The organism is Paracoccus sp. J56, assembly GCF_019633685.1.
Taxonomy (GTDB): domain Bacteria; phylum Pseudomonadota; class Alphaproteobacteria; order Rhodobacterales; family Rhodobacteraceae; genus Paracoccus; species Paracoccus kondratievae.
On the sequence record NZ_JAFL01000010.1, the window covers coordinates 131,839 to 144,958 of the forward strand.

At 59.5% G+C, this 13,120-nt stretch carries 16 protein-coding genes and 1 pseudogene; 10 read left to right on the forward strand and 7 right to left on the reverse strand.

Going from position 1 to position 13,120, the window contains the following annotated elements:
- Nucleotides 1-93: 93 nt before the first annotated feature.
- The 4 genes from fliP to fliF are packed head-to-tail and all read right to left on the reverse strand — an operon-like array spanning nt 94 to nt 3,192.
- Nucleotides 94-819 (reverse strand): flagellar type III secretion system pore protein FliP, encoded by a 726-nt coding sequence (fliP, locus tag M511_RS09615; RefSeq protein WP_406611663.1) that lies wholly within the window; start codon nt 817-819, stop codon nt 94-96.
- Entirely contained in the window at nt 819-1,076 is a 258-nt protein-coding gene (locus M511_RS09620; RefSeq protein WP_085502046.1) for a FliM/FliN family flagellar motor switch protein, read from the reverse strand. The genes fliP and M511_RS09620 overlap by 1 nt, the downstream gene beginning before the upstream one ends.
- Nucleotides 1,077-1,078: 2 nt before the next feature.
- Nucleotides 1,079-1,636 (reverse strand): hypothetical protein, encoded by a 558-nt coding sequence (locus M511_RS09625; RefSeq protein ID WP_085502047.1) that lies wholly within the window; start codon nt 1,634-1,636, stop codon nt 1,079-1,081.
- On the reverse strand, nt 1,633-3,192 hold the full coding sequence (gene fliF, locus M511_RS09630) for a flagellar basal-body MS-ring/collar protein FliF (protein WP_085502064.1): 1,560 nt from the start codon (nt 3,190-3,192) through the stop codon (nt 1,633-1,635). The genes M511_RS09625 and fliF overlap by 4 nt, the downstream gene beginning before the upstream one ends.
- A 114-nt stretch (nt 3,193-3,306) precedes the next feature.
- Here fliF and M511_RS09635 point away from each other — a divergent pair, with 114 nt between their 5' ends.
- Genes M511_RS09635 through M511_RS09675 form a run of 9 tightly spaced genes read left to right on the forward strand, consistent with a single transcriptional unit; the run spans nt 3,307 to nt 10,125 of the window.
- A complete protein-coding gene (locus M511_RS09635; RefSeq protein ID WP_085502048.1) occupies nt 3,307-3,789 on the forward strand; it encodes a flagellar basal body-associated FliL family protein in 483 nt (160 codons plus the stop codon).
- Nucleotides 3,786-4,133 carry a hypothetical protein gene (locus tag M511_RS09640; RefSeq protein WP_085502049.1) on the forward strand — a complete coding sequence of 116 codons (348 nt, stop codon included), beginning with the start codon at nt 3,786-3,788 and terminating at the stop codon, nt 4,131-4,133. Before M511_RS09635 ends, M511_RS09640 begins: the two co-directional genes overlap by 4 nt.
- The gene (locus M511_RS09645; RefSeq protein ID WP_085502050.1) at nt 4,126-4,665 is read left to right on the forward strand and encodes a MotE family protein; all 540 of its coding nucleotides are present in this window, start codon (nt 4,126-4,128) and stop codon (nt 4,663-4,665) included. Before M511_RS09640 ends, M511_RS09645 begins: the two co-directional genes overlap by 8 nt.
- Before the next feature lie 8 nt (nt 4,666-4,673).
- Nucleotides 4,674-5,540, forward strand: a complete 867-nt coding sequence (gene motA / locus M511_RS09650) for a flagellar motor stator protein MotA (RefSeq protein ID WP_085502051.1) — start codon at nt 4,674-4,676, stop codon at nt 5,538-5,540.
- Nucleotides 5,537-5,806 carry a hypothetical protein gene (locus tag M511_RS09655; RefSeq protein ID WP_085502052.1) on the forward strand — a complete coding sequence of 90 codons (270 nt, stop codon included), beginning with the start codon at nt 5,537-5,539 and terminating at the stop codon, nt 5,804-5,806. Before motA ends, M511_RS09655 begins: the two co-directional genes overlap by 4 nt.
- Nucleotides 5,803-7,890 (forward strand): flagellar biosynthesis protein FlhA, encoded by a 2,088-nt coding sequence (locus M511_RS09660; protein WP_085502053.1) that lies wholly within the window; start codon nt 5,803-5,805, stop codon nt 7,888-7,890. The genes M511_RS09655 and M511_RS09660 overlap by 4 nt, the downstream gene beginning before the upstream one ends.
- Nucleotides 7,887-8,642, forward strand: a complete 756-nt coding sequence (locus tag M511_RS09665) for a flagellar biosynthetic protein FliR (RefSeq protein WP_085502054.1) — start codon at nt 7,887-7,889, stop codon at nt 8,640-8,642. Before M511_RS09660 ends, M511_RS09665 begins: the two co-directional genes overlap by 4 nt.
- Nucleotides 8,642-9,745 (forward strand): flagellar type III secretion system protein FlhB, encoded by a 1,104-nt coding sequence (gene flhB, locus M511_RS09670; RefSeq protein WP_085502055.1) that lies wholly within the window; start codon nt 8,642-8,644, stop codon nt 9,743-9,745. The genes M511_RS09665 and flhB overlap by 1 nt, the downstream gene beginning before the upstream one ends.
- The gene (locus M511_RS09675) at nt 9,742-10,125 is read left to right on the forward strand and encodes a hypothetical protein (RefSeq protein ID WP_010400813.1); all 384 of its coding nucleotides are present in this window, start codon (nt 9,742-9,744) and stop codon (nt 10,123-10,125) included. The genes flhB and M511_RS09675 overlap by 4 nt, the downstream gene beginning before the upstream one ends.
- A 345-nt stretch (nt 10,126-10,470) precedes the next feature.
- Here the strand turns inward: M511_RS09675 and M511_RS19440 are convergent, their stop codons facing one another.
- The 3 genes from M511_RS19440 to M511_RS09690 all read right to left on the reverse strand — a co-directional run bounded on the left by M511_RS19440 (nt 10,471) and on the right by M511_RS09690 (nt 11,854).
- Nucleotides 10,471-10,758 carry an I78 family peptidase inhibitor gene (locus M511_RS19440; RefSeq protein ID WP_085502056.1) on the reverse strand — a complete coding sequence of 96 codons (288 nt, stop codon included), beginning with the start codon at nt 10,756-10,758 and terminating at the stop codon, nt 10,471-10,473.
- A 2-nt stretch (nt 10,759-10,760) separates the two neighbouring features.
- A complete protein-coding gene (locus M511_RS09685) occupies nt 10,761-11,099 on the reverse strand; it encodes a hypothetical protein (RefSeq protein WP_085502057.1) in 339 nt (112 codons plus the stop codon).
- 110 nt (nt 11,100-11,209) lie between these two features.
- Nucleotides 11,210-11,854 (reverse strand): TetR/AcrR family transcriptional regulator, encoded by a 645-nt coding sequence (locus tag M511_RS09690; RefSeq protein WP_085502058.1) that lies wholly within the window; start codon nt 11,852-11,854, stop codon nt 11,210-11,212.
- A 131-nt stretch (nt 11,855-11,985) separates the two neighbouring features.
- On the opposite strand from M511_RS09690, the pseudogene M511_RS09695 reads away from it, so the two are divergent.
- Nucleotides 11,986-12,797, forward strand: a pseudogene (locus M511_RS09695) (IS5 family transposase).
- The last annotated feature ends 323 nt before the right edge of the window (nt 12,798-13,120 follow it).

Genomic DNA, 13,120 nt, shown 5'->3' on the forward strand with positions numbered 1-13,120 from the left:
CTTACGGAGAAGCAGCCATAGCGTAGTCCTGATTGGTTAGGTTGATCCGCAATTGCGCTCTCCCGACGATAATCGCTGCGTCACATAGTGGTCCTATTGATAGCTGCGCACCAATGCGGCTGCGATCATGCCCCAGCCGTTCACGACGACAAAGAACGCCAGCTTGAAGGGCAGCGCAACAACCACCGGCGGCACCATCATCATGCCCATCGACATCAGCACGGCCGAAACCACCAGATCGATAATGAGGAAAGGCAAGGCGATCAGGAAGCCAATCTCGAAGGCGCGCTGAATCTCGCTAAGCATGAAGGCGGGGATCAGGACCGACAGACGATCTGGCGCAGCTTGCGGGTCAGGCGCAACCTCTGCCAGCGTTGCAAGCATTCCGGGGTCGGTCCGATGCTCCATAAAGCCGCGAAACGGAATGATGCCGCGTTCGAACGCCTGTTCGATGTTGATCTGGCCGTCGCGTAATGGGGCGCCGGCGACCTCCCATGCTTCGGTCAGCACCGGGTTCATCACAAACCAGGTCAGGAACATCGCCAGGCTGACGATCAGCATATTCGGTGGAGATTGCTGTAGCCCCAGTGACTGGCGCAGGATTGACAGCACCGTCACGATAAACGGAAAGCAGGTCACCATGATGGCAATGCCAGGTGCCAAAGATAGGGCCGTCATCACCGCCAGCAGGGTGATCGCATGGCGTCCGACGCCACCGGTAGCCGTATTCAGTCCGGCGGCGTCGGTAAGCGGCGACAGATCTTGCGCTGCCGCTGCGACGGGCAGGACCAGGGCAGCGAAGATGCTAGTCCAGCGGATCACGATGCATTGGCCGGAGCTAGAATGCGGACGCAAAGGCGGTTGTCGGTATCCTGACCGGCCACCAACTCTCCATAAGCGATGATCTTGTCACCTACACAGATATCGACCCCGTCGGACATGTCGCGGTCCAGGGGAACGATATCGTCAGGTCGCAGACGCGACAGCTCAGCTACAGTCAGTCGCGTGCTGCCTAGTCGGATGGTGATTTCTACCTGAATCTGATCGGTCGCGATCAGCCCTGCAAGATCGTTCATGGTCAGTCCCTTGCTCCAATGTCGTTGATAATGGACTTGAGTCCCGCGATGGCGCTTGCGGGATCAAAGATGATCTGGCCCTGAGCAGCAGTCAGCTCGACTATGCTTTGTCCTGTGTCTGCGGCCTCGATCCGTGCGTCCAGGATACCTGCCCGCTCAAGGCAGTCGGCCAGATCGGGCTGCAGGTCCTCTGGACAGCGTATGGTGATGATTTGCCCCGGGGTATGTTTGATGATCTGTCCAATTTCCGCCGTCAGCGCGTGGCACAGCCGTTCTTGTTCCGATCGTGGTGCGAGCAGGTCTACGATGGCTTGCAACACTGGTGTCAGGGCGGTCTGTAGGTCACGCCGCAACTCTGACTCACGCTTATGGGCGGTTAACAGGTCCCGGTGCAGCGTGGTCAGGGCGGAGGTCAGCGCATCCAGGCTTAGCTCGCGGCCCTCGGCAAAGCCTTTTTCATAGCCGTTCTGAAATGCCTCTTCCTCGGCTATGGTGATGGCTGCCTGCGCGGCAGGGGGGGGTGAGGTAAATGATTCCAGACGAAGTGCTATCGGGTTCATGAGACATCCTCATGCTTTTCGATCCAGCCCGAGAGAATCTGAAGGCTTTCATCCTTACGCGATTTCATAAGTTCTTTCAGACGCCCGACCGGATCGGCGCTGCCCGTATCTGAGGGGGTAAAGTCGATCTCGGGGACCACCTCGGGGATAGTCGGCTGATCCGGAGTATTTGTTGCCAAGGCTGGCAGCGGCTCAGAGCGGTCCAATGCAGGCAGAGCCTGATTGGCTGCGGACTTGGCGCGCAGCAAAGGGCGCAGCAGGAAAGCGGCCAATGCCAGCGCAAAAAAGCCAATAAGGGCGACGCGGATCAGGCCGTTCAGGTCCAGCCTGGACAGCAGCCCGCCGGCTTTGGCAAGCGTGCCGACGTCGGAGAGCGAGGCGAATGGCAGCGATTTCACGGTGATCGCATCGCCCCGACCTTCGTCAAAGCCAACGGTCGAGGCGACGAGTTCGCGCAGCGCCTGCAGCTCAGTCTCGTCCCGGGGAACGAGGGTGCTTTCGCCATCGGCACTGGTCCGGGCGACCCCGTTGACCAGTACCGCAACGGTCAGGCGGCGGGTAGCCCCCGGCTGGCGCGACACCTCACGCGTGATCTTACTGACCTCGAAATTCGACCTCTGCCGGGATTCCGAGCGTGATGAGCGATTCTCATCGCCCGAGCTATCCTGCCCCTGCGGCAGGTTCGATGCCGCTGTTACCACACCCTGCTGCGAGTTTGAGCTTTGATCGGCGCTTTCTTCGCTTTCCTGCGAGATCAGCGCCCGTTCCTGCGGATCGAATCTCTGTTCGGTCAGAAGTTCGGATTCCTTGATGACATCCAGATTCAGTTCGACAATCGCATTGCCCGGACCGACATGCGCGGCGAGGATACGTTCGACATTGCGCTTCATCTCGGTTTCGCGTTCGTCCCCACTGAAGTCTTCGCCCGGAGAGACCACGCCGTGTTCACTGTCGATGACAGAAACTTGATCCGCAGCCAGTCCGGGAACGCCGGATGACACTAGAAATTTCAGTGCTTTAGCCTGATTTCGGGTTATGGGCGCGCCATCGGTGGTCAGTGTGACTGATGCAGTTGCCTCGGCTTCGCGGCGGTAGCCGCGACCTTGAGGCACAGCCAGATGCACACGGGCCGACCGGACATTTGGCAGGGCCAGAATGGTGCGGGCCAACTCGCCCTCTTTTGCGCGCCAATAGGCGGCATCGAACATTTGCGAAGTGGTGCCGAAACCCGACATACCGTCCAGAATCTCGTATCCCGAGCCCCCGGCTGAGGGCAGCCCTTCGCCTGCCAGCGCCATGCGCAACTGATCCCGACGGCTTTCTTCGACCCAGATGGAATCGCCGCGAATCTCGTAAGACACACCGGATTTCTCGACCGCTGCCATGACGGCACCCGATTGCTGGGGGTCCAGCCCTGAATAAAGCAGCGCCATGCCCGGACGACTGGCCAGCCAGGACAGGCCGACAATTGCGGTGAAAGTGAAAAGAAAGGCTGCGGCCAGAACGGCCCGCTGCCTTGCACTTCGCTCGCGCCAGTAGTCCTGCAGCTTTTGCACAGCCACCCCTTTCGAATCGCTTTCGTTCCTGCTGCGGTTTTCATGGCATGGGGGCGCTTAAGAATTGGTTAGCCCGCCGATGGTATCCAGACCGGGAACGGATGGAGAATCACCATGACCGATGCCGCTGACATCAATGCGGATGAAAAACCTGCCGGGGGGATCGGCCGCCTGTTGCTGCCGCTGGGATTGGCAGTTGTACTGGGTGGGGCTGGCTTTGCCTCGACCTATCTGGGCTTTTGGTCGCCGTTATCGCTGGTCGCGAGCGGTAAGAAAGAAGTGCCGATCAGCACAGCCCGGATCGAGGAATTCGTCGACATCCCCCAGATCGTGCTGACCCTTGCCGGGCCGCAAGTGCGCACACTTGTGATGACGGTCAAAATTGAGACTGATCAGTCCCACCGGACCGAGGTCGAGCATCTGATTCCGAGGCTTCTCGACAGTTTCAACAGCTTCCTCGCCGATATCGACAGTACCGCTTTTGAGAAACGCGGCATTCTGGACATCGTCCGGGACGAACTGGCGACCCGGGCCGTTTTTGTCCTCGGCAAGGAGGCGATCACCGATGTCCTCATTACGGAGTTCAGGATCCAATGACGATAGCGCAGCTTCTGCAGGTGACCCTGATCGTCTTTAGTCTTGGCCTGTCGGGGTTCTGCTTTACCCTGGCACGCAGGTTGCGGCGGCTGAATGACCTGGAAAGCGGTCTTGGTGGCGCCATAGCCGTCATGACCAGCGAAATCAGCCGGCTGGAAAAATCCATTCTGCTCGCCAAGTCCGAGGCCACCGCCGCCACCCGCGCGCTGTCCGGCGAGATCGAGCGCGCCAAGGAAGAGCGGGCCTTTTGGCTGCTGCAACAGAAGTTTGCCCAGGCTGATCCGGTTCGTCAGGCTCGGCTGCAGCGTCGCAGGCGGCGCGAAGTGGTGGTGGCAGATGTCTAGGCCGCTTCTTTCATTTCTGGGCGGTGTCATGGTGCTGGCTGCAGCTGGACAGGCGGCGATGCTGATGGATGGGGTTTCCCGCCTCACCGCCAATGCCGAGCCGGCAAAACTGATGGCCGGCTGCACAGATGTCCCCGAGGCTGTGACGCTGGCCGAAACCTTGCGTGAACGCGCGTTACGCATTGACCGCTACATGCAAGATATCGACCGACGCAAAGCTGAACTGGCAGCAGCCGAAAAGCAGCTGACCGAGAAACTGATCGAGTTGCGCAAGCTCAAACAGCAGATTGCCCAAAGCGATCAAAGCCAGAACAGGGCGCAAAGCGACGATATTTCCCGGCTGATCGCTGTCTATGACCAGATGAAGCCCGAACAGGCAGCGATGGTGCTGTCCAACCTGCCGCCGGATTTTGCGGCACAGATCCTTGTCCGTGTCCAGCCCGAGACCGGAGCACGCATCATGGCCTCGGTCGAACCGGGCCATGCTGCAATCCTGACTTCATACATGGGCGCAATCAGAGCCAGAAGGTAGTTTAGTTCATGTTCGGCATGATCGGTATTGTTGTGACCTTCGCCATGGTTTTTGGCGGATATGTGATGGCTGGTGGCAAGCTGGGTGTGATCCTGCATTCGCTGCCCTTCGAGATGATGATGATTGGCGGGGCGGCGGTCGGGTCATTCCTGCTGTCGAATGAAACGTCGGTGATCAAGCAGGTGCTTGGCGGCGTTGGCCGCTCGCTCAAGGGCTCGCGGTGGCACGAAGGCGATCTGCGGGACGTGCTGTGCCTGCTGTTCCAGCTGCTGAGGATCGCCCGCACCAGCTCGGTCGAGCTGGAAGAGCATATCGAGAACCCCGAGGCCTCACCGATATTTCAGGCTTATCCCCGCATTCTTGCGGATGAACACGCGGTCACGCTGATTGCTGATACGCTGCGCTCGGCCAGCCTGAACTATGATGACCCCTATCAGGTCGAAGAAATGCTCTCGCAACGTATCGGCCTGATGAACGAAGAAACCATGCACGCGCCGCACGCCTTGCAAAGTATGGCCGATGCCCTGCCGGCGCTGGGTATCGTTGCGGCGGTTCTGGGGGTGATCAAGACCATGAGCGCGATCGACCAGCCACCCGAGGTACTGGGCAAGATGATCGGGGGTGCATTGGTGGGCACTTTTCTGGGTGTGTTTTTGGCCTATGGCATCGTCGCACCCTTCGCGCAGCGGCTGGCGAGTGTGACCAAACAGGAACAGGCCTTCTATGATGTAATCAAGTCGGTTCTTGTCGCCGGGCTGCATCAGCATGCCACAAATCTTTGTGTCGAGGTCGGCCGCCAGACCGCTCCGGACCATGTTCGCCCTTCTTTCGGGGATGTTGAAAACGCACTTCGTGAATTGAAGAGGGCGTCGTGATCGCAGCCCTGATCCTGTCGGCAGCCTTGGCAAGCCAGGACCAGGAGGGTGCGCTGACCCGCGACAGCATGGTCAGTGACGCCAAGGATCGGCTGCTTCACGGCGAGCCGTTGCCCTCTGACCTGGATGAAAGGCTGATGCGCCTCAATCCCTCTGACAGAATCGAGGTTCTGATCTTTCTCAGACGTTCAGGCTTGCTGTCAGGACCGGCATGGCCCGCAGATCGCCTTCTGGCGCCATCAATCGCTGGGGGAGGGCGGGAATGATCTTGTCTGAAACTACCCAACGGACGGGGTGGGCAGCCCAGCCGCTGATCATCACCGGGATGCTATTGTTGATCGTGCTGTCCATGGTAATCCCGATGCCACCCGGCATGCTGGACTTTGGCATCGCACTATCCATTGCAAGCGCGACCCTGATCCTTGTCATGGCATCTCTGGTGGAAAAGCCCACGGATTTTCAGGCTTTCCCGGTTCTGTTGCTGGTATCGCTGTTGATCCGGCTATCGCTTAACATCTCATCGACGCGGCTGATCCTGACCAACGGCCAAAGCGGCACCGCTGCTGCCGGACATGTGATCGAGGCCTTTGCGGAATTTGTCGCCGGGGGTTCGCTTCTGATCGGTATCACCGTCTTTGCGGTGATTTCGGTGGTGAACTTTATGGTGATCACGAAAGGCTCCGGCCGCATGGCCGAGGTGTCCGCCCGCTTTGCGCTGGATTCGCTGCCCGGCAAACAGCTGGCCATTGACGGTGATCTTAACTCAGGTGCCATTGATCATGAAGAGGCCAAGCGTCGGCGCGCCCGCGAACAGCAAGAGATCAGCTTTTTCGGTTCGCTCGACGGGGCGTCGAAATTCGTCAAGGGCGATGCCATCGCTGGCCTCGTCATCACGCTGATCAACCTGTTCGTCGGACTTGCCGCAGGCATGCTGTTGCATGGTATGCCACTGGGCGAGGCGCTGACCACTTATTCCAAGCTGACCATCGGAGACGGGCTGGTCAGCCAGGTTCCTGCGCTGATTACTTCGATGGCGGCGGCGCTGCTTTTGTCCCGCGGCGGCGCGACCGAGACGACCGCGGATCTGTTGTCCCAGCAGTTTCTGAGCAACTGGCAAGTCCCCTTTATCGGTGCGGTCGGGATGCTGTTCATCGCCTTGGTGCCGGGTATGCCAACGGCGATATTCCTGGGTCTCGCAGCTGTCCTGACGCTGGCTGCACGTTTCATTCGTAACCGGCAGACCCGTTCCCCGGTCGAAGAGCAGGCCTTGCCCGAGCCTGCCGAAACCGCTCTTGCCCAGCCGCGTATCGGTGATGTCCTTGATACTGATGAAATCTGTATCGAGATAGGAGGCGGGTTGATCCTTGCCGCGCTTGATCCGGTGCGCGGCCTTGGACAACGCATCACTAACCTGCGGCTGCATGTGGCGCGCGGCTATGGGCTGATCCTGCCTGATGTGCGGATCACGGATGGTGCTGCCTTTCATGATGGCGAATATGTCATCCGTTTGCAGGGCGTTGTGCGTGGCAGAGGTATGCTGCGCCCACAATCCGCGCTCGCGCTTGGTGCCGATTCCATCCTTGACGAACTGGGCGGAGAGGAGGTGCGCGAGCCTGTCTATGGCAGTGCCGCGCGCTGGATCGATACAGCGCAGCAGGAGAATGCTGCAATTGCCGGCGCGACGGTTGTGTCCCCCATCGAGGTGGTATCCACTCATTTGATGGAGGTGGTCAGGGCTAACCTTTCGGCCCTTCTGACCATGTCGTCGATGCAGCGCATGATCCGCGAACTGTGCGAGGTGTCGGACGAACATCGGGCCCAGCTGAACCAGCGCTTCTTTGACAGTATGGTGCCGGACAAGGTGTCGCCTGAACTGTTGCTTGCTGTATTGCGAGGCTTGCTGGAGGAACGGATCTCGATCCGCAACCTGGTGCTGATCACCGATGCAGTGAACGAGGCGCGCAATGCCGGCACCCCCGAGGTTGTTTATGAGCAGGTGCGCAAACGTTTGCGCGGCCAGATCACCGAGCAATTCCTCGACAGCGAAGGGCACCTGAATATCCTGCAGCTGAACCCGCAATGGGAGGGAGAGATCGTCCGCGCCGAAATGGAGGGCAACAGGACCGGGGCAAGCGCCCTTCCACAAATCCAAAAGCGCCTGACCGATGCCATGCAGGCTGTGCTGCGCGAGCTGCCGCCTGAAATAGAGGTTGTCCTGACAGTACCTGACCATCGCCGCCGCCTGCTGCGGATGATGCTGGTTTCGGCGGGGATTGCCACTCCGGTGCTGGGGTTGGATGAAATTGACCCTGTTGCAAAGGTTCGCTTGCGAGGAACGGTCAGCCCATGACCGATTTCGTGGTTAATCCGGGCAATGTGTCCACCTATGGCGCTCTTTTGCTGGTCTACTGCAGAGTGCAGGCTTGTTTTCTGACCTTGCCGGTTTTTTCCGAGCGTGTGCTGCCGGCCCGGGTGCGAATAGCGCTGGCCATGGCTGTTACCCCGCTGTTAGCCGAACATACACTGATCCCTGATGGGATAAGGGGGATATTGCATCTTGCTGCGCTTGCTGGGGCAGAGGTGTTGACCGGGCTGATATTGGGTGGTCTGGTGCGGATGTTTGCGACCGCGCTGGACATTATGGCGACGGCTATGGCTGCATCTGCTTCGCTGTCGCAACTGGTGGGTGCTGCCAGTGAATACTCTCCTCATCCGATTGGCAATCTGCTGCATCTTGCCGGTCTGGCGTTGCTGATGGCGTTGGGTCTGCCGGCCCTCGCTTGTGATTTGTTGCGCGAAAGTCTGGTGGTTCGGCCTGTGGGCGAATGGCCGCAGATCACTGACATCCTTCCCGGTGCGATCGCACTTGTTCAGCAAGGCTTTGCCTTGGCCCTGCTGCTTGCGGCACCATTTATCCTGGGCGGTTTTCTGTTTCAGGCCCTGTCAGGCATGGTCAGTAAGGCCATGCCCGCACTGCCGGTGGTCTTTATCGCTGCGCCTGGCGCAATCATGCTGGCGCTGCTGGCCCTGGCTGTCATGACGCCCTCGATCCTCTCTGTCTGGGCCGACGCTGTGCTGAATATGATGGGGACTCTGCTCTGATGAGCGCGGATAGCGGCGATAAGCAATTCGAACCTACCGAAAGCAAGCTGCGCAAGGCACGGCAAGAAGGTGACGTGCCACGTTCGACCGAATTGCAGTCGGCATTGATGTATCTGGGCCTGTGGTTTGCCCTCGTCTTTGCTGCGACCTGGGTGGTGCCAGCCTGGATCGGCATTGCCGCGCGCGGGCTGGGGGCTGAACCCTTTCCAGATGTCAGAGGACAGGCAGCGACAGATCTGGCTCGCGCCATCGCCGGGCAGGCTGGGCTGGCCACCCTTGCAGGAATTGGGATCATGGCTGTGCCGATCCTGTTGGGGCTTGTGGTACAACGCTCGATAGTGCTGACGCCTAAGAAGCTGTTGCCAGATTTCAAACGTATCAATCCGATCAAGAACGCTGCCCAAAAATTCGGCAAGAAGGGTCTGGTCGCTTTCGTGATTGCGCTGGGTAAAGCCCTGTTGGTGGGGGTCGGTGGTTGGTTTCTTTACGCATCGCTTTTGAACGCGCTGGTAAGTGCAGGCGCGATGGCTGACCTGCAATGGGTCGAAGGGTTGGGGGTGATCCTGCGCCGGGCGGTATTGTTAGCCATAGGGATCGGCGTGGTCTTTGCGGGCATTGACCTGATCTGGAAGCGGCTGGAATACCTTAAGCGTCACCGCATGTCCCGGAAAGAGATGCAGGACGAGCATAAGGAAAACGAGGGCGATCCCCACCTGAAGGCTGCGCGTCGGCAAAAAGGGGTGGATATCGTCCTTAGCACCATGCTGGCTGATACCGAAAAGGCAGATGTGATCATCGTTAACCCGACCCATTACGCTGTCGCGCTGGAGTGGAAACGGGGTAGTGGCCGCGCGCCAGTCTGTTTAGCCAAAGGCGTGGATGAGGTTGCTGCCCGCATCCGCGAACGCGCGCGAGAGCATCAGATTCCGATATGGTCGGACCCCCCTTGCGCCCGGGCGATCCACGCAACCGTCGAAATCGGGCAAGAAATCAAGCCTGAGCATTTCGCACCCGTCGCTGCAGCCATTCGGTTTGCCGAGGCGATGCGTAAAAAGGTGCGCGAGGGTTGGGGCAGCTTGCCACGGCGGAAAGTAAGGTCATGAGGCGCCAAAAAGCTCTGCTTGCCGGATTGGAACGGATCGCTCGTCTCAAGGCTGATCTGGAAATGCAGCGCCTGGCGGTTCTGCGCACCCATGTGGGCGCGGCAGAGCGCCGCGTTGCGCAGCTTAAGGCTGAACTGGACACAATCTACCGCACAGACACCTCATTTACGCTTGCCGGCGCGCGGTTGGCAAATGCTCTGGCAGGAGAGTGCTGTCGCGCCTTGCTGACTGCTGAGCAGGAACTGGCCGGGATGCTGCCAGGTTATGAGCTTGCACGGCAGGCCGCTGCGCGCGAGTTCGGCCGTGCTGAGGCGGTGCGGGCATTGCAGCAGCGGCTGGCTTCGAAGCCCCGAGCTGATCAGGGCTCAGCACAACCGTGATTCCTGCACGGCAACGAGATCGGGTATTGTCCCCCCCCGACGGATTTCCGGGAAAATCCATGTGCAACGACAAATGCCGCAACCTGATCGAAATCACGTTGGGTTGGCTCAAGGCGTGGTGTTGGGGCCCGGTGCGCTTGCGGTGACTGTCATGCTTTCGATAGATGGTCGGCCCCCAGTGACCAACCGGCGGATGCTTGACCGGAGTCTTCGCTTAGGACCGGAAGAGAGCGGTTAGCTTAGGGTCACAAAGCGGCTGGAAACTGGAAAAGATACGGCGGCTTTCAGCCCCGGGCGCGGTTGTGTTGCCGCCTTACGCCCCGGGGCTGTCGCAGCCATATCCGGTCAATAGCAAGCGATCTTGGCGATCTTGCCGTCTTGGCCGATCTCAAAATTCAACCGATTTGCACGATAATCCATCGTGACCGGGTCAAGCGGACCAATGACGCGGGTGCCCGCGGGCAAGGTCATTTTGTCGAGGACCGATCGCGGCTGACCTGTCAGGCCGCGAAACGAAGTAGCCTGACATTGATCGCTTTGAGAATCCGGAGCCGGTGCTGGGGCCGGAGCCTCTGCACAGGCGCCCAGGACGCAAAGCGGCGCAAACAGTAAGGCCTGTCGGATTACTCGCATAATCAGCCGCAATCGATGTTGTAGATGTTGCCCGAGGCGTCCAGCCGGAACACGATGCGCAGCGGATCATATTCTTGCGGCTCGATGCCACGATACTCGACCACGCGATACTCGCGGGAGACGCCCAGACTTGGGATGATGCTGCCCGGTTGGCCGAGGGCCGAGACATAGTTCTTGGCATGGCAGGCATCGGGTTCGCGCGATTCCAGACCACTGACGCCGGCGACCGGCGTGGGCGGCAGTGGTGCAACGTTCGCTGCGGGCTCCGGCGCGGGCGCATAGGCCGGGGCGCAGGCGGCAAGGGGGGCAAGAGCAAGAAGCGCGATCAGGGCTCGGTTCATCGGGTGGCCATCCAGTGAGAGAATTTCCGTCACCGTATCATAGGAGTGCAGCAGGGAAATGAGAAGCGGTCACTCGGACACGACCAGCGGATCTTTGCGGTGGGATACGCCTATTCGGCCGCCTCCATCAGCGAGCTCTTGCCGCTTCCATAGCAGGCAAGAAACATAGTTACGGCGCCGCGATTCACTTTGCGTACAAGTTCCCTGTCCACCGATTGCGGCCCAAGGAACAGGGCGCGGTCGTGGATCGCAGTGCCAGCCAGCTCGATGAGCTGATTGGCAGCCAGTTCAAGATCCGGGATGCGCAATTCGCCGCGTTGGACGCAGCGATCAAGGTATTTGACAAGCTGCTGGCGCAGCAGGGCCGGGCCGGATTCGTAATATTCCTGCGCAAGCAAGGGAAACCGTTCGGCCTCGGCCACGCTGACCCGAAAGACGCGCAGACCGATATCAGAAGTCACATAGGTCGAGATGATCTGGACGAAAAAGGGTAGTACCTGCTCAACCGGCAGATCCACGTCGATCAGCGCGCCGGTGTCGGTGGCCTCACGCGCCAGTTCATGGCGGAAGACCTCCATGAACATGATCCGCTTGTCCGGGAAATAACTATAGAGCGTGGCTTTGGAGACACCCGCAGTCCGGGCGATGTCGTCGACGCTTGCCCCCTCAAAACCGTCGCGCAGAAAGATCGTGCGCGCGCCTTCCAGCACTTGCAGGAATTTGCGACCACGCGTCACCGGAAGAGCCTTAGCCATCCGCAAGCACCCCTCATTACCCTGACTGTCCTGCAATGCCCGCAGAACAGCAACTCAGACACTAGGTTGTGTTGACAAAAAGGATTCCCCTGCGCGTCTGGCTGTGATTCAAGCTCATCTCTACGTGGGAGATGAACTTGGCACGCAACCTGATATCCGACGATGAGTGGACCTTCTTCGAGAGCTTCATTCGTGCCGTCCGGCACCCTAACGGGCGGAAACCTGCGGACCATCGTCTTGTTCTGAATGGTATATTCTGGATCGCAAGGACTGGTGCGCCATGGCGCGATCTGCCCGAAGAGTTTGGCAAGTGGTCCTCGGTCTACCGTCAGTTCCGCCGCTGGACTTTGGCGGGACTGTGGGAGGATATCCTGGATGCGCTGAACCACGCTGGGATCGCGCCAGACAAGCTCCAGATGGTTGATAGCACTGTGATCCGCGCCCATCATCATGCGGCCGGCGCAAAAGGGGGACTCCGAAAGAGGCTCTTGGCCGTTCAAGAGGTGGGTTCTCGACCAAGATCCATCTCCGCGTCAACGGCGCAGGCCTCCCGATGAGGACCGAGATCACGCCGGGGCAGGATTCCGACTACACCGGCTATGATATGGTGATGGCCGACAACCTGCCGCAACCAGCAGTTCTGGTCGCCGACAGGGGCTATGACTCTGATAAAATTCGGGAAGACATCGAGAGCCGCAACGCCCTGCCCATGATACCGATGCGAAGGAACCGAAGGGTGCGCAAGGCTGTCGACATGACCATCTACACCTTGCGCAACATGGTCGAGCGCTGCTTCAACAAGCTGAAAAATAGCCGCCGCCTTGCAACCCGCTACGACAAAACCGCCGAAAGCTTCCTTGGCTTCGTCGACGTCGCCTGCATCAGGCTCTGGCTTCGCCATTTGTCATGTATGGATGCCCCCTTTCGTGCAAGTGGTATTTGAATAGCTCAGACGCGTGATCGGATGCGGTCATGTATCAGGCCTCATGGTGCGGCTCGAACGTGGCCGCAGGCCGGTATGGCGATGCGCGGGTCAGAGGCAAATCAACAGAGCGAGCTCTTCGGCTCCACGACAAATACTGCTTTCTCCAACCCGGATCTTGTCGATCCTTTGCCCTTACTGTTCAGTGATCTCCTCACACGCCCGACGTACCGTGGCGCGATGGCAAGCTTTGCGCTGTCATGCCATCGTCGCCGCCGGGTTCCGGTAATCTTCCTGTTTCGTCATCATGGCCCAGAGACCTCGCGCCATTTTGTTCGCCAAGG

What these genes read in the sequence shown, in the direction of transcription:
- M511_RS09620 (WP_085502046.1), bottom strand. Translation starts at nt 1,076, where the DNA reads ATGAACGATCTTGCAGGGCTGATCGCGACCGATCAGATTCAGGTAGAA.
- M511_RS09625 (WP_085502047.1), bottom strand. Translation starts at nt 1,636, where the DNA reads ATGAACCCGATAGCACTTCGTCTGGAATCATTTACCTCACCCCCCCCT.
- M511_RS09635 (WP_085502048.1), top strand. Translation starts at nt 3,307, where the DNA reads ATGACCGATGCCGCTGACATCAATGCGGATGAAAAACCTGCCGGGGGG.
- M511_RS09640 (WP_085502049.1), top strand. Translation starts at nt 3,786, where the DNA reads ATGACGATAGCGCAGCTTCTGCAGGTGACCCTGATCGTCTTTAGTCTT.
- M511_RS09645 (WP_085502050.1), top strand. Translation starts at nt 4,126, where the DNA reads ATGTCTAGGCCGCTTCTTTCATTTCTGGGCGGTGTCATGGTGCTGGCT.
- motA (WP_085502051.1), top strand. Translation starts at nt 4,674, where the DNA reads ATGTTCGGCATGATCGGTATTGTTGTGACCTTCGCCATGGTTTTTGGC.
- M511_RS09660 (WP_085502053.1), top strand. Translation starts at nt 5,803, where the DNA reads ATGATCTTGTCTGAAACTACCCAACGGACGGGGTGGGCAGCCCAGCCG.
- M511_RS09665 (WP_085502054.1), top strand. Translation starts at nt 7,887, where the DNA reads ATGACCGATTTCGTGGTTAATCCGGGCAATGTGTCCACCTATGGCGCT.
- flhB (WP_085502055.1), top strand. Translation starts at nt 8,642, where the DNA reads ATGAGCGCGGATAGCGGCGATAAGCAATTCGAACCTACCGAAAGCAAG.
- M511_RS09675 (WP_010400813.1), top strand. Translation starts at nt 9,742, where the DNA reads ATGAGGCGCCAAAAAGCTCTGCTTGCCGGATTGGAACGGATCGCTCGT.
- M511_RS19440 (WP_085502056.1), bottom strand. Translation starts at nt 10,758, where the DNA reads ATGCGAGTAATCCGACAGGCCTTACTGTTTGCGCCGCTTTGCGTCCTG.
- M511_RS09685 (WP_085502057.1), bottom strand. Translation starts at nt 11,099, where the DNA reads ATGAACCGAGCCCTGATCGCGCTTCTTGCTCTTGCCCCCCTTGCCGCC.
- M511_RS09690 (WP_085502058.1), bottom strand. Translation starts at nt 11,854, where the DNA reads ATGGCTAAGGCTCTTCCGGTGACGCGTGGTCGCAAATTCCTGCAAGTG.